This is a genomic window from Acinetobacter sp. TAC-1 (assembly GCF_029025845.1).
Classification (GTDB): Bacteria; Pseudomonadota; Gammaproteobacteria; order Pseudomonadales; family Moraxellaceae; genus Acinetobacter; species Acinetobacter guillouiae.
Genome location: NZ_CP118892.1, coordinates 3157021 through 3178171 on the forward strand (window position 1 = coordinate 3157021; position 21151 = coordinate 3178171).

Below are 21151 nucleotides of genomic sequence, written 5' to 3' on the forward strand. Positions count from 1 at the left end.
TCATCAGCTAGTTTTTTAAATCCCCTTTGCTAAGTTTTTACTCAGATTGTAAATCCGCCCCCTTATGAAGTTTCGACACAGGTTGTTCAAATCCTCCCCAACCCTCCTTTTCCCAAGGAGGGGGTTTTCCCTTACTCAAATTAGAAAGTCTTTCTTAAACTCAACCAGTACTGGTGATTATCGCGGTCTTGCAACTGCTCTGGCGTATTTCCAATTGGAAAGGCAACTTCTGCATTGGCTTGAATATTCCACGCACTCGTCCAGTTCAAACCTAAACCTGCACTACTGATTTGAACTTGATTATCACCTGTCACACCTGCCCAACGCTTAGCATTTAACGTGACTTCTGCTGTATCGATAAATACTTTCGCTGTTAGATGATGCTTTGCATCGGCAAATAAACTTTGTCTCAGTTCTGCCGTGGCTAAATAACCTGTAGAGCCTGCAAATTGACTCGATTCATAACCACGCACATTAAATGGACCACCACCTAGATATTGCTCTGCACTGTCTAGATTATAAGGACTGTATTGTCCATAAACTCCCAAATAGCCTTGCGTGCCCTTATTGCTTAGGTTTTGTAAGCGTGACAGATTCAATGTAGCTGTATAGTAGTCTCCAGCTGTCTTCGCTGTTTGCGCATCTAAAGCAGCGGCATCATCGTTTTTAAATTTCACACGACCATAACTGGTTGAGGCACCATATTGGGTTAAGCCTCCACCCAAGAATTGATCAAACTGCGAGCCATCCAGTCGGGCAGTCACCACGTCAATATTTCGATGTTTGTAATATTGATTGAGCTGAATATCATCTTTCAGTTGTTTATGATCGTATTGTAAGCTGAGAAGGACTTCTGCATTATTGGTCAGTAAGGCAGGTTGGCTAATGAATACGCTACTTTGTGCAGCACTCCCTTCTGCGCCAATGTTTTTTAGCTCTTTTCCAAGTTCATAATCTAGATAAGAATAACTTGCGCCTGCCCGAGTACCCATTCCTGTAAAGGTAAAGGCATAACCCACGCGCCCGTAGTTCATGCGTTTGCCTGCAGTCATTACATCAAAACTCAGTTCATCGCCTAAGCCTGCAAGGTTGTTGGCAGAAATTCCAGCGGTTCCACGCACTTGACTGGTATAACGATTACCAAAGTTATCTGCGCCAATATAACCATTCAACATGGCTGCATTTTGTACTTCAACATTGAGTTGGCTACTTCCGACTGTTGCACCAGGGGTCAAAACATTTCGGGTATTGACTCCATTTAAACGATTGAGCAGTTTAAGTTGTTGTTGCATCTGGTCACTGTTGATCCGCTCACCTTGTTTAAGTGGTGCAACGGTTTGTTCAATTAGCCAGTTTTGCGTTCGACTTTGATTATCAATCTGGGTTTGATCATAATACGCTTCGAGTACATTGATACGTACTACGCCCTGACTTAGATTCTGCTGAGGCAGATAAGCCCGACTATAGGCATAGCCCTGTTGCTGGTAGTAAGTGGTAATCTTTTGGGCTATTTGCCAAAGTTGCTGAAGACTCAATTGTTTACCTTCGGCATCCGCCACTAAGTGATGCAATTGCGCTGTGCTAAAACGACTATTTCCAGTGATTTCAATTTTGCGTACAGAGATTTGGATATCAGGTGAATTAGGTACGTTATTACTTGCTGAACTTTCTACCTGAACAGCAGCCTGTGGTTCAAGGCTTTGTCCTTGTTGCTGTTGTTGTAGCAGTTGACCCGCATTAGGTGCTGGCGCTGCATGGTTACTGCTGGTCAAAAGCATCAGACAAGCAGCCACAGATGTTGCCAATATATTGTGTTGTTGTTTCATCAATTAGTGCTCCCCTGCCAAAATTTGAATACCTGCAGTGTTAACTCCACCTTGGCGTACATCTAAATCAACTGTATTTAAGACGTTATTGGTTTCAGGCAAATAACGAGGTCGTTTGAATTGTATGGCTTGTAAATACGCTGCAGGGGTTAACAGATAAATATCAGCTGTGGTCACAGCGGTGGTATCCACAAGTTTGTAGTTTTGAGCATCTAAGCCACCTAGACTTAAACCTGTAATCGATACATTTTTTGCTTGCCCTGTGGTCGCACTGTCAAATTGTCCTGTTGCTGTTGCAACGTTTAAATTATCCCCAGCGTAGATGCCGTTGAATTGTGCGTTGCTGAGATTAAGCTCAGCGGCAGTTAATCCATTATAAGTACGATTGTTGGCCGTAATTCCAGCAATGTTTTGAATATTGGCTTGGCGAATATCTGCCGTAGTTTGTGCAGTGTTATTCACCAACTCGTAGTTGTGTGCATCTGCACCACTTAAACTGACACCCTGAATCGAGACTTGTTTTGCTATACCCACATTTTTATCACTGAATTGTCCAGTTGCTGAAGCAACTTTCAATTCATCGCCTGCAACCATACCAGTGAATTGTGCTGATCCAGTATTTAATGTTGCGTTGGTGGTTGCATCATAAATACGATTATTGGCGCTAATGCCTGTCACTTGGTTAATTTTAGCTTTCGCAATATCCAATGCACCATCAACAAAAGTTAGCTCATAGTTTTTGTCTACACCCGTTGCGCTATTGGTGTATTTGCCAGCATCTTTGCCGGTAACCGTTGCACTGACACCAGATAATACAGATTCTGTCTCTCCATTGACTAAACCAGAAGCACTAAAACCAGCAGCAGTTTGATCTTTACCGTTATAGACTGTATTTAAACCATTGGCGGTCACAGTGGCTTTGGCTTTAGCGATATCTAAAGAGCCATCAACAAAACTTAACTCATAGTTTTTATCTATACCTGTTGCAGTATTGGTGTATTTGCCAGCATCTTTAGCGGTAACCGTTGCACTGACACCTGATAAGACCGATTCGGTTTCACCATTGACCAAACCTGTCGCAGTAAAGCCAGCAGCTGTTTGATCTTTACCGTTATAAACCGTATTTAAACTATTGGCGGTTACAGTGGCTTTGGCTTTAGCAATATCCAATGAGCCATCAACAAAACTTAACTCGTAGTTCTTGTCTAGACCCGTTGCAGTGTTGGTGTATTGACCTGCATCTTTAGCAGTCACCGTGGCACTGACACCAGAGAGTACTGATTCATTTTCACCACTCACCAAACCTGTTGCAGTAAAGCCAGCAGCAGTTTGATTTTTACCATTATAGGTGGTTGATACGCTTTTGGCGGTTACGGTGGCTTTGGCTTTAGCAATATCCAATGCACCATCAACAAAACTTAGCTCATAGTTTTTATCTATACCCGTTGCAGTGTTGGTGTATTGACCTGCATCTTTAGCAGTCACCGTGGCAGTTACGCCTGATAATACTGATTCAGTTTCACCATTGACCAAACCAGTTGCAGTAAAGCCAGATGCGTTTTGGTTTTTGCCGTTATAAGTAGTTGATATGCTATTGGCTGTTACGGTGGCTTTCGCTTTAGCAATATCTAATGAGCCATCGACAAAACTTAACTCGTAGTTTTTATCTATGCCTGTTGCAGTATTGGTGTATTGGCCTGCATCTTTAGCAGTCACCGTCGCGCTTACACCTGAGAGTACTGATTCAGTTTCACCATTGACCAAACCTGTTGCAGTAAAGCCAGCAGCCGTTTGGTCTTTACCGTTATAGACTGTATTTAAACTATTGGCGGTCACAGTGGCTTTAGCTTTAGCAATATCTAATGAGCCATCAATAAAACTAAGATCATAGTTCTTGTCTAGACCCGTTGCACTATTGGTATATTGACCTGCATCTTTAGCGGTCACCGTTGCTGAAACACCTGACAATACCGATTCAGTTTCACCATTGACTAAACCTGTTGCACTAAAACCAGCAGCTGTTTGGTCTTTACCGCTATAAGTAGTTGATACACTATTGGCAGTTACTGTCGCTTTAGCCTTAGCAATATCCAATGAGCCATCAACAAAGCTTAACTCATAGTTTTTATCTAGACCTGTTGCGGTATTGGTGTATTGGCCTGCATCTTTGCCTGTAACAGTTGCCGAAACACCTGACAATACACTTGTAGTTTCACCATTGACCAAACCTGTTGCAGTAAAACCAGCAGCTGTTTGATCTTTACCGTTATAGACTGTATTTAAACTATTGGCGGTGACAGTGGCTTTAGCTTTCGCAATATCCAAAGAACCATCAATAAAACTAAGCTCATAGTTCTTGTCGATACCTGTTGCACTATTGGTATATTTGCCAGCATCTTTAGCAGTCACCGTTGCAGTTACACCTGACAATACGGATTCGGTTTCACCATTGACCAAACCTGTTGCAGTAAAGCCCGCAGCTGTTTGATCTTTACCGTTATAGGTGGTTGATACGCTATTGGCGGTGACGGTGGCTTTGGCCTTAGCAATATCCAAAGAGCCATCAATAAGCGTCAGATCATAGTTCTTGTCTACACCTGTTACTGTGTTGTTGTATTTGCCTGCATCTTTAGCAGTCACCGTTGCACTTACACCTGAGAGTACTGATTCAGTTTCACCATTGACTAAGCCTGTCGCAGTAAAACCAGCAGCCGTTTGATCTTTACCGTTATAAGTAGTTGATACACTATTGGCGGTCACAATTGCTTTGGCTTTGGCGATATCTAATGAACCATCAATAAAACTTAAATCATAATTCTTGTCTATACCTGTTGCGCTATTGGTGTATTTGCCTGCATCTTTAGCAGTCACCGTTGCATTTACACCTGAGAGTACAGATTCAGTTTCACCATTGACCAAACCTGTCGCAGTAAAGCCAGCAGCCGTTCGATCTTTACCGTTATAGGTGGTTGATACGCTATTGGCGGTCACAGTGGCTTTGGCTTTAGCGATATCTAAGGAACCATCAACAAAGCTTAGCTCATAGTTTTTATCTATACCTGTTGCGGTATTGGTGTACTTGCCAGCATCTTTAGCAGTCACCGTTGCATTTACACCTGAGAGTACAGATTCAGTTTCACCATTGACAAAACCTGTCGCACTAAAGCCAGCAGCCGTTTGATCTTTACCGTTATAGGTGGTTGATATGCTATTGGCAGTTACGGTGGCTTTAGCTTTAGCAATGTCTAATGAACCATCAACAAAACTTAGCTCATAGTTCTTGTCTATACCCGTTGCACTATTGGTATATTGACCTGCATCTTTAGCAGTAACCGTTGCAGTTACACCTGATAGTACCGATTCTGTTTCGCCATTGGCCAAACCTGTTGCAGTAAAACCAGCAGCTGTTTGATCTTTACCGTTATAAACCGTATTTAAACTATTGGCGGTGACAGTGGCTTTAGCTTTGGCGATATCCAAAGAACCATCAATAAAACTTAACTCATAGTTCTTGTCTACACCTGTTACTGTATTGTTGTATTTGCCTGCATCTTTAGCAGTCACCGTTGCGCTTACGCCTGATAATACTGATTCTGTTTCACCATTGACTAAACCTGTTGCAATAAAGCCAGCAGCCGTTTGATCTTTACCGTTATAGGTGGTTGATACGCTATTGGCAGTGACAGTGGCTTTAGCTTTGGCGATATCCAAAGAGCCATTAACAAAACTGAGCTCATAGTTCTTGTCTACACCTGTTACTGTGTTGGTGTATTTGCCTGCATCTTTACCTGTGACAGTTGCCGAAACACCTGACAATACAGTTGTAGTTTCACCATTGACTAAGCCTATTGCACTAAAGCCAGCAGCTGTTTGATCTTTACCGTTATAGGTCGTTGTTACACTATTGGCTGTTACTGTCGCTTTAGCTTTGGCGATATCCAAAGAGCCATTAACAAAACTTAGCTCATAGTTCTTATCTGTACCTGTGGCTGTATTGGCATAACTACCGGCATCTTTACCTGTGACAGTTGCCGAAACACCTGACAATACAGTTGTAGTTTCGCCATTGACCAAGCCTGTTGCACTAAAGCCAACAGCCGTTTGATCTTTACCGTTATAAGTGGTTGATACGCTATTGGTGGTTACGGTGGCTTTCGCTTTGGCAATATCTAATGAGCCATCAATAAGTGTCAGATCATAGTTCTTGTCTACACCTGTTACTGTGTTGGTGTATTTGCCTGCATCTTTAGCAGTCACAGTGGCTGAAACACCGGATAAGACCGATTCAGTTTCACCATTGACCAAACCTGTTGCACTAAAGCCAGCAGCCGTTTGGTTTTTACCGTTATATGTAGTTGATACACTATTGGCGGTGACAGTGGCTTTCGCTTTCGCAATATCCAAAGAGCCATCAATAAGCGTCAGATCATAGTTCTTGTCTACACCTGTTACTGTGTTGGTGTATTTGCCTGCATCTTTGCCTGTGACAGTTGCCGAAACACCTGACAATACAGTTGTAGTTTCACCATTGACCAAGCCTGTTGCACTAAAGCCAGCAGCTGTTTGATCTTTACCGTTATAGGTGGTTGATACGCTATTGGCGGTTACTGTCGCTTTAGCTTTAGCAATATCTAATGAGCCATCAATAAGCGTCAGATCATAGTTCTTGTCTACACCTGTTACTGTATTGTTGTATTTGCCTGCATCTTTAGCAGTCACCGTTGCGCTTACGCCTGATAATACTGATTCTGTTTCACCATTGACTAAACCTGTTGCACTAAAGCCAGCAGCCGTTTGATCTTTACCGTTATAGGTGGTTGATACGCCATTGGCTGTTACTGTCGCTTTAGCTTTCGCAATATCTAATGAGCCATCAATAAGCGTCAGATCATAGTTCTTGTCTACACCTGTTACTGTGTTGGTGTATTTGCCTGCATCTTTACCTGTGACAGTTGCCGAAACACCTGACAATACAGTTGTAGTTTCACCATTGACTAAGCCTATTGCACTAAAGCCAGCAGCTGTTTGATCTTTACCGTTATAGGTCGTTGTTACACTATTGGCTGTTACTGTCGCTTTAGCTTTGGCGATATCCAAAGAGCCATTAACAAAACTTAGCTCATAGTTCTTATCTGTACCTGTGGCTGTATTGGCATAACTACCGGCATCTTTACCTGTGACAGTTGCCGAAACACCTGACAATACAGTTGTAGTTTCGCCATTGACCAAGCCTGTTGCACTAAAGCCAACAGCCGTTTGATCTTTACCGTTATAAGTGGTTGATACGCTATTGGTGGTTACGGTGGCTTTCGCTTTGGCAATATCTAATGAGCCATCAATAAGTGTCAGATCATAGTTCTTGTCTACACCTGTTACTGTGTTGGTGTATTTGCCTGCATCTTTGCCTGTGACAGTTGCAGAAACACCTGACAATACACTTGTAGTTTCGCCATTGACCAAACCTGTCGCAGTAAAGCCAGCAGCCGTTTGATCTTTACCATTATAAACCGTATTTAAACTATTGGCCTTTACAATGGCTTGCGCTTTGTGAATTGTGGCACTTAAACCTATAGGCTGACTAAAAATATAATTTCCAGCATCCGCACCTGTTAAGTTATAGCCTGTTACGATCACAGACCTGATTCCTGCATTCTTATTTGTAAATGTGCCTATACCACTACCAGTCAATCCAACAAAGTCTCCAGCAAACGGATTGATTGAAGCAGTGCCATATAAGGTCGCAATAGCCAAACCATCATACGTTTTATCTGCAACACTTATTCCATTAATGGTTAAAACTGCAGGCGTTATATTGGCTTTAAGATTTGTCGGCTGTAGCAAGGTGTAATTTAAAGCATCTGTTCCAGTCAGCGTATAACCCGACACAATCACATTTTTATTATTGCCCACATTTTTATCAGTAAATGATCCAAATCCAATACCCGAAAGTGTCACTGAATCACCTGACAGCACTGTCACTCCCGCAGTACCCGATAAGGTTGCTACTTTTGATGTATCATAGACCTTGTCAGCAGCGCTCAAGCCATTAATATTTAAATCTCTTTTCGCGATTGTTAATGAACCTGAACCACCATTTTCTTTATAAATTACATCATCGCCAAACTGTGTTGTATTTGCCGCGATTGGAACACCACTAATCAGAATTGAGCCATCATTTAAACTATAAATCCCTGCATTTTTACTGGTTGTTTTATAATTCAGTCCTGAAGCCAGCGTTCCAGAAGCTATCGATCCATCATAAATTTTGTCAGAAAAATTAGCGACAATTTCTGTGACCAAGGGTTTTAGGAAATGACGTAGTAACGGCGCAGATCGTCCTTCATAAATACGCCAAACTTTTCCTGTACCACCTGCATCATCAATATCCCAACCTGCAAAAGTTGAAATTTGCTGAAGTTCTGTTGTGGTTTTTCCTACACCACCCGCACTGCTTGTTCTCCCAGAAGTACTGGTGTTCCAGAAACTATTTGTGGTTATACCATTACCACCACCAACAAGACCACCAACATACTGCCCCCCAGTTACACTTCCTGAAGAATAATTTTTGTCAACACTACCGCCATTGAACCCAACCAGCCCTCCAACATACTGACTTCCAATAACAGTACCTGTTGCATAAGAATTGTTAATTTGTCCTGATATACCACCAATTAAACCGCCAACATAATTATTTCCTGTCACCGCACCTGTTGCAAAAGAAGAACTTACAACACCATCACTATAACCAACCAGACCGCCAATATAATTATTATTCGAATATTTTCCTTTTACAGTCACATTGGCATAAGAATTTAAGATATTTCCTGAATTATAGTTCCACCCCACCAATCCGCCATAGTGCTCGGTATTACCTGTGACTAAGCCTGCATTGACATAAACATTATTAATCGTGCCTAGATTAATCCCCACGATCCCGCCTGTTTTTCCATAACCTGAATAACTTATATTATTTAGTCCAACATTTTGTATAAGTGCATCCTGATGTGTAATCGCAAACAGTCCAATGCCCTGATACATAGAGTCAATACTTAATCCACTAATCGCATGACCTAATCCATCAAACCGTCCACGAAAAGCCTGTTGTGAGAGATCCGTTGGACTCAAATTTGCATTATAAAAGCCAATTGGGTCGAATCCGGTATAACCATTCCACAGCCCCGTACTACTGGCATCTATGTCTGCACCCAACACATAATTACCACTCAGGTTCCCGTTGATCCCTTGTAAATCTTGACTTGTTGTCGAACCCTGTGCACCCAAAGCCGTAATGACTTGATAGTTAATGGTAGCAGCCGTGCCTTTTTGGGTACTAAAATTCTGCCCAACCTTTAAGTTTATTTTTGCGCCATTGTTAATATAATAATTTGCGCTGGTATTGGCCGTGTTTTGTCCATATATCAAATTAAGTTTGCCACTGTTATTGGTCGCTGTGATGTTGGCATTAATGTTGATGTCATTTTGTGCATTTAAAGTCAGACTAGTCGCACTCCCCCAAGTTACATCAGCATTAACATTGATATCACCCTTTTGGTTACCCGTAGAGCTAGTTAGCAATATGACATTACTGGTTGCAAGACTGCTTGCTAAAGTGGTTGCGCCTATGCCGCTACTGCTTGCTGATGCATTACCCGAATTAATACTGAAATCGGTAGGGTCGATCAACCAGTTTCCGATTTTCCCGCCCTCAGAATGAGAGGACACCACCGTACTATTCTCAATCTTTACTTGAGCTGCGGAGGTTTCAATAAAGCCGCCATCTTGACCATTTTTCCCTTCAGCTTTAAGCAGGCCACTGACATTTGTTTCACCATTTTGCATATCACCTAACAGAATGATTTCACCTTTGGCATTTTGGCTTAAGCGATTGGCTTCAATAATCCCACTATGATTGACCACGGCTTTACTTAAACTGTCTTTGGCTTTTGCAGTTAAATATACAGCCCCATTATCGGCAAGAATTGCACCACCATTGTCCACCAAGCCTTTTAATACCCCTTGATCAACTTGGTACTGGGTGAGTGAACCATCCTGTAAAGCAAGAGTGACTTGACTGGCAGCAGTGAGATGAGTAACGCCATTCGGTGTCACAATAGAGCCGGTATTTTTAACATTGGGCGCAATCAGCGCAACAGTTCCACCTGATAAAGTTTGAATACTACCGTTATTTTCTATCGTTGCTGTGCTATTGGCATTGGCTTTTAAAGTATATTTTCCAATTTGAATATCCGCATCGTTCAAACTTAAAGTTGAAGCAACCAAACCACCAACATTCACTTGAGCTGTCTTAGAAAAAACTACACCATTTGGATTGAGTAAAAACACCTGCCCATTGGCATTTAAACGCCCCATAATCTGCGATGCATTGCTATCCAAAACCCGATTAATGGCTATAGATGACTGGTTTTGCTGATTAAAATTAACCGTTGCATCTTTACCAATATTAAAAGTATTCCAGTTGGTCGAAAGGTTTTGACTATTTTGATGAATATTTAAAACGTTGCCATTTTGGGAAATGTTGGCTGAACCTTGAGTGATATTGGCGCCTGTAGGCAGTTCCGTATTAGAAATTGCGGCATAAATCGATAACGGCAATAAAGCCAGCCCCAAAAAAGCCAATCGGATTAAATTTATCCCTGATGCTTTGTGAACACCGCCCTTCAGTGCGTTTTTATGGTCTACAGTACTTTGTGAAGTGCTATGATTTTTCGCCAATTCTGAAACGGCTTGCCAACACCTAAGTTGTGAATTCCAAATAACTTTATAAATTTTATTCATGATAATCCCCAAATCTACTTTTTGATCAAATATCAATCATTAGATCAAATGGGGGAATAGAGAGATATACCTGAAATTGGGTATTTTGCACGTATTAATTCATGTTATAGATAACATAATAAACGCTGAATGAAATTATTCAGCGTTTATTGGAAAGAAAGCCCTATGCATCAGTTTTAAGCTAAACCAGCGCTATAAAATCTGGTTTCCATAAAAAGCACCCGTAGGTGCTTATCTGCTTATTTTCAATCAAAAGGTGAGTAGTTGTGGATCAAACAAATCTTTGATCAGATCAGATTGCAATACAGGTATATCTTGCGCTGATAGATTTTCGGCTTTATTGAAAGCGACCAATTCAGTATTTTTAACATCATCGACAACGGTTGTAGCACTTTGATCAATTGTTCGAGCAAGCACATCATCAATCTGATTTGTAGTTAAATCATTGACTGAAGTCTTTGCCAATAATTCATCGACTGAAATAGCCGTGCTGTCATAAGAATTGGTATTGGCTAGCTTGATATTGTCAACCTTGATATCGTCAACTTTGGTATTCTCAAGCGCATCTTGCAGTACAGTCGCTATGCTTGTACTGAGAATAGCTGAACTGCCAGCTATAGCGGTATGATCTAAATCTGAAACATTTGAATGGAGCTGCGAGAATTGATTTTCTATTGGTGTCGATTGATCGAATACTTGAGCGCTACTTTCTGGCTCAGAATGTAAAATACCTGATCCAATCGCATCAGCACTTTTAGCTGAGTTAATATTTGAATCAGCTAAATCAGCATGAAAAGCTGACGCTTCATCAAAAACTGCCATTTTTGCAGCGATTTCGACTACAGTAAATGTTCGTGCATCACTCACTAAACTGGTATTCCCTGCTTTATCCGTTTGTACAGTGGTAATACTGTGACTCCCCAGAGTTAAATCATAAGCAAAACTATATGACCATTTACTATCTGCACCGACTGTGACCGTTCCAATCGCCTGATTATTGTCATAAATAATCAAAGTTGCCCCAGCTTCTCCGGTTCCCGAAATCACAGGGCGCTTGTCATCTGTCGTCCCATTTGCAGCAACAGAACCTACCGTTGCCCCCACATCATCAACCACATCTGTGATTTTCGGACTAGCAGGCGCGGTTACATCTTTGGTACCTGTTACAGAGCTAAGCGCTGACTGATTTCCAGCTGCATCTGTTGCATATACACTGCCGACTTTTGCTTCAGTCAACGCTGTTGAAAGTGTGACAGAATAATTTCCGTTTGCATCCGTTGTTGCTGTGCCTAATAATTTATTGGCACTGTCATAGACTGAAATTTTGGAGTTTGCTTCAGCGGTACCCGTGATCACAGTGCCTTCAGCATTTAAATTGGCCACGGGTTTATCTGGCGCTAAAACATCTTGTCCAGCTTTAATTTCTACAGCACTCGACTTATTTCCTGCAGCATCTTCAATAATAATTTTGCCAGTCTTGCTTGCATCTAAAGCAGGAGAAATGGTGATATTGAATTTACCATTGGCGTCTACAATACCCGTTGCAATCACCGCACCTGTTAAATCTTGAATAATCACTTTAGCATTTGCTTCTGCGGTTCCGTGTATTGAAGTCCCTTCTTTAGATACCTCAAACTTTGGCTGATCAGGTGCGATAGTATCTTTACCCACTTCAATATTATGTTTTTCTGATTTATTTCCAGATGCATCAATCGCTTCGACTGTACCAATCTGGCCTGTGGTTAAAGCAGGAGAAATGGCAACAGAAAATTGTCCCTGTGCATTGGCTTTAGCAGTACCAATCAGGTGACCTGCTGGGTCATATACATTAATTGTGGCATTCGCTTCTGCTTTACCAGTAACAATATTTCCTTGCTCATTTAACTGCCCTTGAGGCTCATTGGGTGCAATGGTATCTTTCGTGCCAACAACCGAGGTATAGGTTGAGGCATTTCCAGCTTTGTCTTTTGCATTGATATAATAAGTATTGTTGTTTAGCAAAGCCTCTGGCAATGTCAAAGAATAATTTCCATCTTTATCGACCACTGCTGTGGCAATCACTTTCTGGTTTTTATCAATCACATAAATAGTCGCACCCGCTTCAGCGGTACCCTTAATTTCAGTCCCCTCTGCATTCAAAGTTGCCGTCGGCGTTTTCGGTGCAATAATGTCGGTAATACCCTTTGATTGATTACTGCCCCCATCATCAAGCAATGCCAAACCTAAACCAATTGCAGAAACAAGACCAACGCCTGCTTTCACTGCACTTGAAGAAAATAGATTTGAAAATGAAAACTCAGGGGTTGAATCTTCGTAGGCAGAGACTTGTTGAACAGCCGCGGTATTGGCGCCCTCATAGAGTAAAGTGTCAAGTTTTTGCAAACCGCTATAGTCTGTAAATTTTCCATTGGCATCAAAGTGAGCAAGTGAGAAACTTCCATCTGCTTTGGGGAACGTTAGAGAATGCGTTGTGGTTGAATTGGCTTGAAAAAAACCCTCTAAAACAATTTGCTCACCATTATTTAAACTAATAATCAGCTTATCGCCTAATCGCTCTAGTGTTTTCACATCTTGTTGTGTGACACCAATTTGAATAATAGCGGGCTGATCTAAACTGACCGTTTTTGCTTGAGAATCCTGTAGTAATATTTTGTCTTGTTTTGCAGCGACGACTATTCTTGTCATTTATACCTTCTATTGATTTAAAGTGTATTTTTTGAAAATTATACAGAAGGTATTTATATATACAAACGACTTAAACTGATTTCTGAATTATTTATAAAAATATAAAATTCAGATACTTAAAAATAAGTAAGATAGCGCACAAAATCTTATTTAAACAATAAATATCCAGCATTCTTGTTGTTCATATATAACTTCACTCTTTAACAAAGCGCTTGAGCAAATTGTGGGGCATCATCCAAAATTTCAAACCAAGCAGCTTTGTTATTAGTAAACGCATGTGAAACAATCTTGCCTTGAACAGGCTCATTTACAATGCCTACACGTAATCTCACGACATCAGGTAGGTCTAAACGCGCACTAAATAATGGGGATGCACATCTTTTACAGAATGTTCGCTTTTTATTTTCAGTGGCATAATATTCTTGAAACAAAGCCTGTCCTTGAACAATCTCTAAATCTTTTGTCTGAATAGGAGCAATCGCCACAAATGCAGAACCTTGGGCTTTTTGACATTGCTGACAATGACAGACAAATATTTGAGGGATTTCACTATGAATTCTCAGTTGAATACCACCACAAAGGCATGAAGCTGTATACATTTTTATTCCTCTATATTGTGAGTAAACTCATTTTATCGTTCAATTGTAACGCTTATAACTTATAAATAATCAAATGGATAACGTGAAAAAAGTTCAGGATGGATACGATTCACGGTATCTTGAAATTGCTCTAACTCAATCGTAGATAATGGATTTTTATCCAAGTGTTGTTCCAACGCTTGCAGAAGTAAAGCAAATTGTAAAAATTGAAAAAAGTTGATTTGCATCGACTGAAACTGATCACGTTTTAAATTCTCATCTAAGTCCATACCTAAATCATGATCATAGAATAAAATATCAAAACTATTCCGATCTAAAAACCATTCATCACCTTGACCTGTACGACCAATTTTCCATAGTTGTTGGGATAAATTTTCCACATGCTCTGCGAAATACTGGTTTTCCTTTATCGTAGTTTCATAGCCAAATAAATCAATATCAGGGGTAATTTCAGTATCGCTACACTGTCCTAAAAATTCGAGATAATAGGGATCTTGAAGAAAAGTCACAGTACTTTGAATGGGTTGAGTTCGCGGATTGAAGAGCTTAAGTATCTGTTTAAAATTGGTTTGCAGTTCAAACATTATGCGATCTCAAAGATTGTTTTTTTGTTCTAAGCTTTTTGTTCTAGGTTTTTTGTTCCAAGTCATGTGCTCGATAGGACTTTAACGCCTCAATTTCAGTATAAATGCTCGCTTGCAATTGATCACGAAATTCAATCATATCATCCATGTTTTCTATCTGGTCAATAGATAATCGTGGCATAAATTTAAAATAAAAAGGGATTCGCTTTGGAATAATATGCTTTGGAATCGAAGGAATAACTTCACCTTGTCTAAGCAATGAACCTATTTTGGGATTTGATAATATTTTATTAAACCACTTTTGTTTAAGCAGTACGTTTACGTCAAAAGCTAAATCAAAAACTTCATCACCACCTAAAGCCACAAAAGGAGCAATGTCATAACCAAATTCCTGAGCCAACTTTAAGAAACCAAAGCGTTGCTTCCAGATCAGTTGATAGGCTTCACCTTTACGTTTAATGACTTCTCGACCGCCGCCTGGAAAAACCAGAATCGAATAACCTTGTCGCATCGCTTCTTTGGCATATTCTTGTACACCATCAACCCCACCAACACGTTTAACCACTTCTTTCCAAATCGGAATATGAAAATGCATATGATCAGCTAAACTGACCACTGCGATTTTATGTTCTGTAAATAAATAATCAATCAGAATCGGAGAATCTAAAACACCATAGATGGTGTGATTACCGACATACATGGCTGGTTTATTCGGTACTAAATTTTCAGTACCTAAAAATGTTGGACGAAAGTAAAAGCGCTGTAAGCTACTTATTAATCGAATCAGTTTAGCGTTGTGTCGTATTTTCAAGGTTTTTTCAGTCATGCTGTATCTCTACAAAATACTTTTCAACATTATTTGATCTTAGCCTTAAGCATATGACTCCTCCATTTTCAGGGAAGAGCTTTACACAAATAAAATAACTTAAATTCTGGACAATCCCCCCCTCTTTTTCAAAGTAGCTGAACTGCGCTTTTCGCGGCGCAAGGGGGGAATTTTTATAAAGTTATAATTTAAGCAACATGCTTTTGCACAAGGATTGAACCCACAGAATAACCGGCACCAAATGAACACAGCACACCATATTCACCATCATTCACCTGATCAGCACTACGATGTAATGCAATGATCACACCTGCTGAAGACGTATTGGCAAACTCATCTAAAATGATTGGTACCAAATCAGGATCCGCTTCTGCAACTTCTTTGCCGACAATGAGTTTTAAAATTAATTCATTCATATTGGCATTGGCTTGATGCAACCAAAAACGTTTTACGTTTTCAGGTTGAATACTGTTCTTTTCCAATTGTGTAGAAATAATTTTCGCAACCAATGGACACACTTCTTTAAATACTTTGCGGCCATCTTGACGGAATTGCTTATCATCACGAGAAGTTAATTCTGAACCATTTAAGAAACCAAAATTATTTCGGATGTTATTGGAGAATTGGGTAAACAAATGGGTATCTACGATTTCAAACCCTGTTTTGCTGTCCGTTTCTTCAATAATTGAAGCTGTTGCAACATCTCCAAAAATAAAGTGACAGTCACGTGAACGATAGTCAGTATGGCCTGAGGTAATTTCCACATTAACCAATAACACACGACGTGCACCCGTTTTTACAGCATCATAGGCTTGCTTTAAACCAAATGTAGCAGCTGAACACGCCACATTCATGTCATAGGCATAGCCCTGAATACCCAATGCAGTTTGAATTTCAATTGCAACAGCAGGATAAGCACGTTGTAAATTTGAACAAGCCAAAATCACCACATCGATATCTTCCGCAGTTACGCCTGCATTTTCCATCGCTTGTTTTGCTGCAATTACGCCCCACTCTGCTTGGATTGAAAGCTCTTCATCTGAACGTTCTTCTAAACGTGGACGCAAGCGATTAATGTCTAGGACACCTGATTTTTCAATGACATAACGACGCTTTACGCCTGAGGCTTTTTCAATAAATTCTGCACTAGAACCACGACGGGCAACAACTTCACCCGCTTCAATTTTTTCAGCATTTTCACTGTTAAATTGTTCCACATAAGCATTTAAACAATCCACCAATTCTTCATTGGTAATCACTTCTTCAGGATGGTACAAACCTGTACCTGTAATACGGATGCCCATGTAAAACTCCTTTTTTAAATTCACAAATATTTCAAATTATTTCTATTCTAACCGATTCCAAGCTTTTCCCATACTTTTTGTATTCTGGTTGACGAAATCGGCATCTTGGTTTTCATTGGTTGAGAAAATAATGAAATACGTAGTTCCTCAACCATGAAGTAGACTTCTTTAACACGAACATCCGACTTAAACTTAAACAGTTTATCCATCCAAGGATCGACTTCTTTAATTGCAGCATCATCACGATTTAGATTATTCGGCAATCGATCTAAACGCAATAACAATGCTTTTAAATAACGTGGATATTCCTGCCAAATATCAGAAGATTTTGAATAAACAAAATTGGATAAGTTCATTAAATCCAGTTGATCTTCAATATCATTCATATTTTTAGCAAATACATCTTGATCCAACATCAACAATTGCTGGCGTATTTCCTGCCATTGAATATAAATTTCACTGATCAGCTTTAATGCTTCCTGACCATGACTTAAAAATGACTTTTTCACATCTGCCATGACTATCGCAAATTCTTCAGCATTAATGGGTAAATCTTGAATTGCCATTTGTAATGTTGCGTACACCAACATTTGCTCAAGTTGTGCTTTATCACCCAAAGGAGAATATGCCAATGCCAGTGGCTTGGAAATTTGCTTTTTCAATTGACGAATCAAATCCCCCAATTGCATATGAATCAAACGAATTACGCCTTCACGGTGCTGCTTAATCGCTTCACTTTGATCATTAAAAGTCTGAATCACAATACCAGAGTCATCTTTCAACTCTAACTTAGCAAAGTCTTTGCTCGGGACCAGTGCCTGATATTGTTTAACCACAACCCCTGTCACCTTCTGAGAGGCCTCAAATACAAAGCTTTCAGGGAAAGTAGTAAACTCACCTTTTAACTGTTTGACGGGACTGTGTGTTTCAGTTCGACAACGTGCTTTAAGTTCGGCAAGATCACGACCTTTTTCAATCACGCGGCCTTTTTCATCAATTACTTTGATAAATGGAATTAAGTACTGATCAATACGTTCAAAAGAAAAATCTTTACTGGTAATTTGTTCACCACGTAATTGAAATGCCAAAAACTCAAAAATATGCTGATGCAAATGTTGCGCATCAATTGCTTTGATCAATTTATTGGCTGTATCTGGAATCGGCACCAAATTACGACGTTTATCTTTTGGTAAGGCTTTTAATAACGCTTCGATTAAATCCAAACGCCAACCCGGAATTCCCCAAGACCAAATATTTTCATCAACTTGCGCTAAGGCTTGTACCGGAATTTTTACTGTTGCACCATCTTCATCATGACTTGGATCAAAACGATAGCTGGCAGCTAAACGTAATTGTCCATTATGTAAATAATCTGGAAATTGTTGCGTGGTTGGACGGTCATTCATCCATAAATCATCATCATCAACAAACAGATAACGAGGATTCTGCGGCTCTACTGTTGCTCGCCAATCTTCAAAACTACGCCGACTGGCAATTTCTGTAGGTACTTTTGCGGCATAAAACTGATAAATGGTTTCTTCATCGACGACCAAATCACGACGACGCAGTTTGTCTTCCACACGCTCAACTTCTTCAAGCTTTAATAGGTTGTGTTTTAAGAATGGTGGCGTTGTTCCCAAGTTTCCTGTGGTTAGTGCATCTCTTAAGAAAATTTCATGCGCAGCCAATTGGTCCACTTTTTCATAGTTGGTGGCGCGTTTCGGTTCAATGATCAGCCCAAATAATGAAATCTGATCATAAGCATTGACCACACCCGGTTTTTTCGCCCAATGTGGCTCAAAATAATGATGTTTTAATAAGTTAGGTGCAGCTAAAAGAATCCACTCAGGCTCAATTTTTGCCAGTGTGCGTAAATACACCTGTGAGGTTTCGACCATTTCAAATGCCATTACCCATGGGGTATTGGTTTTATGTAAGGTCGATGCAGGAAAAATTCGGGCTTTTTGCTGACGAACTGCCATAAAAATATTACGTTCGTCAGTTTTATTGGCAATAAAAGACAATAATCCTGTCAATAAAGCACGATGTAAATTTTCATAACTGGCTGTCTTTTCATTGAATGAAAGTTTTAAGCCCTGTGCTAAATCCAGTAATTGTTCATGCGTTTTCTTCCACTCACGTAAACGTAACCAGCTAAGAAAATGCTGTTTGGCAAAATTACGCCTTTTGCTTTCACTCAAAGTTTCACGATTTTCAGTCAGTGTATTCCACAGTTTAATATAAAATAGAAAATCTGAATCTGCTTCTTTAAATAATGCATGTTTTTGATCCGCCTGCATTTGCTTATCAGCAGGACGCTCGCGTGGGTCTTGTACTGCAAGCGCCGCAACAATAATCAAAACTTCATTCAGCACCCCAAAATGAGCACCACCGAGAATCATCCGTGCAAGGCGTGGGTCTATTGGCATTTTTGCCATTTGTAGACCGATTTTGGTTAAACTGTTGTTTTGAAGTTCGGCTTTTTTAGTAGCAGGTTGAGCAAGGTTTTTTGCTTTAGCACCAGCTACAGCTCCCTGTTGGGAAACTGCACTTTCACTTTGTGCAACCACTTGAGGAAGATTATTTGAATTTTGCACTTCATGGATAGCACCTAATTCAATCAGCAACTTACGTCCATCATTGACCAAACGATGGTCTGGTGGCTCAATAAAATCAAAATCTTCTACAGCACCTAAACCGAGACTTTGCATCTGTAAAATAACCGATGCTAAATTGGTTCGTTTAATTTCGGGTTCAGTAAAATCTGGACGACTTTGAAAATCATCTTCACTGTATAAGCGAATGCAAACACCTGGTGCAATACGACCACACCGTCCTTTACGCTGGTTTGCAGCAGCTTGAGAAATCGCTTCAATTGGTAAACGCTGCACCCGTGAACGATAGTTATAGCGAGAAATACGCGCAAAGCCACTGTCGATCACATAACGAATATTCGGTACAGTCAATGCTGTTTCAGCGACGTTGGTCGCGATGATAATACGTCGCCCACCACCAGAGGGATTAAAGATTTTCTGCTGTTCGGCTAAAGCTAAACGTGCATATAACGGTAAAATTTGCGTGTGTTTAGGACCAAATTTTTGTAAGGTCTCTTGTAGTTCTCGAATTTCTTGTTCAGTGCTTGAAAAAATAAGAATATCCGCATGTTCAGGATGCCCCTTAGATTCAGCATCCTTAAAACATTCTTCTACAGCTTGTACCACTGCGCGTGGTAAATTTTCTTCAAAATCATCAAAGTCATCATCATCACTGCCGCCGATCGTCATCTCAGAAATTGGACGATAACGCAGTTCTACTGGAAAGCTACGTCCTTCCACTTCAAAAATCGGTGCGCCATTAAAATATTCGCTAAAGCGATTCACATCTAATGTCGCTGAAGTAATAATGATTTTTAAATCAGGGCGCTTTTTTACCAGTTGCTTCAGGTAACCCATGATGAAATCAATGTTTAATGAACGCTCATGCGCTTCATCAATAATAATCGTGTCATATTTATTTAAATAACGATCATTAGAAAGTTCAGCAAGAAGAATACCGTCCGTCATTAAGCGAACGATTGAATCGTTTGATCCTTGTTCATTAAAACGCACTTTAAAACTGATGCTTTCACCCAGCTTCTCACCAACTTCTTCAGCAATACGTTGCGATACACTTCGTGCTGCCAGACGTCGCGGCTGAGTATGACCAATCATCCCAGTTAAACCACGACCTGCAAGCATTGCTATCTGTGGTAATTGCGTGGTTTTACCAGAACCCGTTTCCCCTGCAACAATAATAATCTGATGCTTTTGAATCGCTTCAATCAGTTTATCTGCATACTGGGTAACCGGTAGATCCTGATTGAGTTTAATTGTGGGTAGACTGGCTAATCTTTTTTTGACTTGATGGTTTGATTTCTCAAACAGTTCTTGGAATTTTTCAGGATGAGCATCTTTTCCTTTTTTCAGTCGATTTAAACGATGGCGATCTCGTACCATAACCCATTGATCGACATTTAACTGATTTGGCACAGATGCATTATCCTAATACTTAAAATTGAACGGAATATTTTACGCTGTAAAGCACACGAGAGATAGTCCAATCAAAGTGAATTCACGTTTGCGTTATACATGTATTATAAAAATAATATTTAAAAGCTGCTAAAGTTCACTCAACTAAGTAACTGTCTGTGGCTGCAAATATTCATATAGAGCTAGATCTGTTGCGGTTGATCTACATCAATCAGGTAGCTTGAGGTGATGCTTAAGTACAAAACAGCAGCCACCCATATCATTTGCACGCTATACAACATTGAAATGTGATGGAGTTAAAATTCAATTTATCTTATATGAACAAATTCTATACATTGAAATAAATTTTATATCTTTTTTAGAAATCGCCCTTGAAATATAGCCCCAGAAGCATCATGTTTGTAACAGATTAAAAAAGGATGCTTTGTCATTCAAACATCATCTTTATTTGCTTTAGTTGATGAAATACTGACAAAACAACGGTTTTTGGTGAAATGTATCTG

8 protein-coding genes are annotated in these 21151 nt (G+C 40.0%); all 8 read right to left on the minus strand.

The window, feature by feature from the left end:
* Window positions 1-140: 140 nt before the first annotated feature.
* The 8 genes from PYV58_RS14620 to PYV58_RS14655 all read right to left on the minus strand — a co-directional run bounded on the left by PYV58_RS14620 (window position 141) and on the right by PYV58_RS14655 (window position 20648).
* Entirely contained in the window at window positions 141-1826 is a 1686-nt protein-coding gene (locus tag PYV58_RS14620) for a POTRA domain-containing protein (RefSeq protein WP_034617549.1), read from the minus strand.
* Between the two features lie 3 nt (window positions 1827-1829).
* Window positions 1830-10622: an MBG domain-containing protein gene (locus PYV58_RS14625; RefSeq protein ID WP_275059557.1), complete on the minus strand. Its 8793-nt coding sequence runs from the start codon at window positions 10620-10622 to the stop codon at window positions 1830-1832.
* A gap of 249 nt (window positions 10623-10871) precedes the next feature.
* Window positions 10872-13307 carry an Ig-like repeat protein Blp2 gene (gene blp2, locus PYV58_RS14630; RefSeq protein ID WP_034612107.1) on the minus strand — a complete coding sequence of 812 codons (2436 nt, stop codon included), beginning with the start codon at window positions 13305-13307 and terminating at the stop codon, window positions 10872-10874.
* Window positions 13308-13507: 200 nt separating this feature from the next.
* Window positions 13508-13906, minus strand: coding sequence for a GFA family protein (locus tag PYV58_RS14635; protein WP_004820216.1), 399 nt, complete (start codon window positions 13904-13906; stop codon window positions 13508-13510).
* 59 nt (window positions 13907-13965) lie between these two features.
* On the minus strand, window positions 13966-14490 hold the full coding sequence (locus PYV58_RS14640; protein WP_034612111.1) for a hypothetical protein: 525 nt from the start codon (window positions 14488-14490) through the stop codon (window positions 13966-13968).
* Window positions 14491-14533: 43 nt separating this feature from the next.
* Window positions 14534-15316, minus strand: a complete 783-nt coding sequence (locus PYV58_RS14645; protein ID WP_034612113.1) for a lysophospholipid acyltransferase family protein — start codon at window positions 15314-15316, stop codon at window positions 14534-14536.
* Window positions 15317-15504: 188 nt separating this feature from the next.
* Window positions 15505-16620: a beta-ketoacyl-ACP synthase III gene (locus PYV58_RS14650; RefSeq protein WP_004721819.1), complete on the minus strand. Its 1116-nt coding sequence runs from the start codon at window positions 16618-16620 to the stop codon at window positions 15505-15507.
* A gap of 47 nt (window positions 16621-16667) precedes the next feature.
* The gene (locus PYV58_RS14655) at window positions 16668-20648 is read right to left on the minus strand and encodes a DUF3418 domain-containing protein (RefSeq protein WP_034612116.1); all 3981 of its coding nucleotides are present in this window, start codon (window positions 20646-20648) and stop codon (window positions 16668-16670) included.
* Window positions 20649-21151 lie beyond the last annotated feature (503 nt).

Excerpts from the sequence above, each read along its gene's own strand:
- PYV58_RS14625 (WP_275059557.1), bottom strand. The coding sequence starts at position 10,622 with ATGAATAAAATTTATAAAGTTATTTGGAATTCACAACTTAGGTGTTGG.
- PYV58_RS14635 (WP_004820216.1), bottom strand. The coding sequence starts at position 13,906 with ATGTATACAGCTTCATGCCTTTGTGGTGGTATTCAACTGAGAATTCAT.
- PYV58_RS14620 (WP_034617549.1), bottom strand. The coding sequence starts at position 1,826 with ATGAAACAACAACACAATATATTGGCAACATCTGTGGCTGCTTGTCTG.
- PYV58_RS14645 (WP_034612113.1), bottom strand. The coding sequence starts at position 15,316 with ATGACTGAAAAAACCTTGAAAATACGACACAACGCTAAACTGATTCGA.
- PYV58_RS14640 (WP_034612111.1), bottom strand. The coding sequence starts at position 14,490 with ATGTTTGAACTGCAAACCAATTTTAAACAGATACTTAAGCTCTTCAAT.
- PYV58_RS14650 (WP_004721819.1), bottom strand. The coding sequence starts at position 16,620 with ATGGGCATCCGTATTACAGGTACAGGTTTGTACCATCCTGAAGAAGTG.
- blp2 (WP_034612107.1), bottom strand. The coding sequence starts at position 13,307 with ATGACAAGAATAGTCGTCGCTGCAAAACAAGACAAAATATTACTACAG.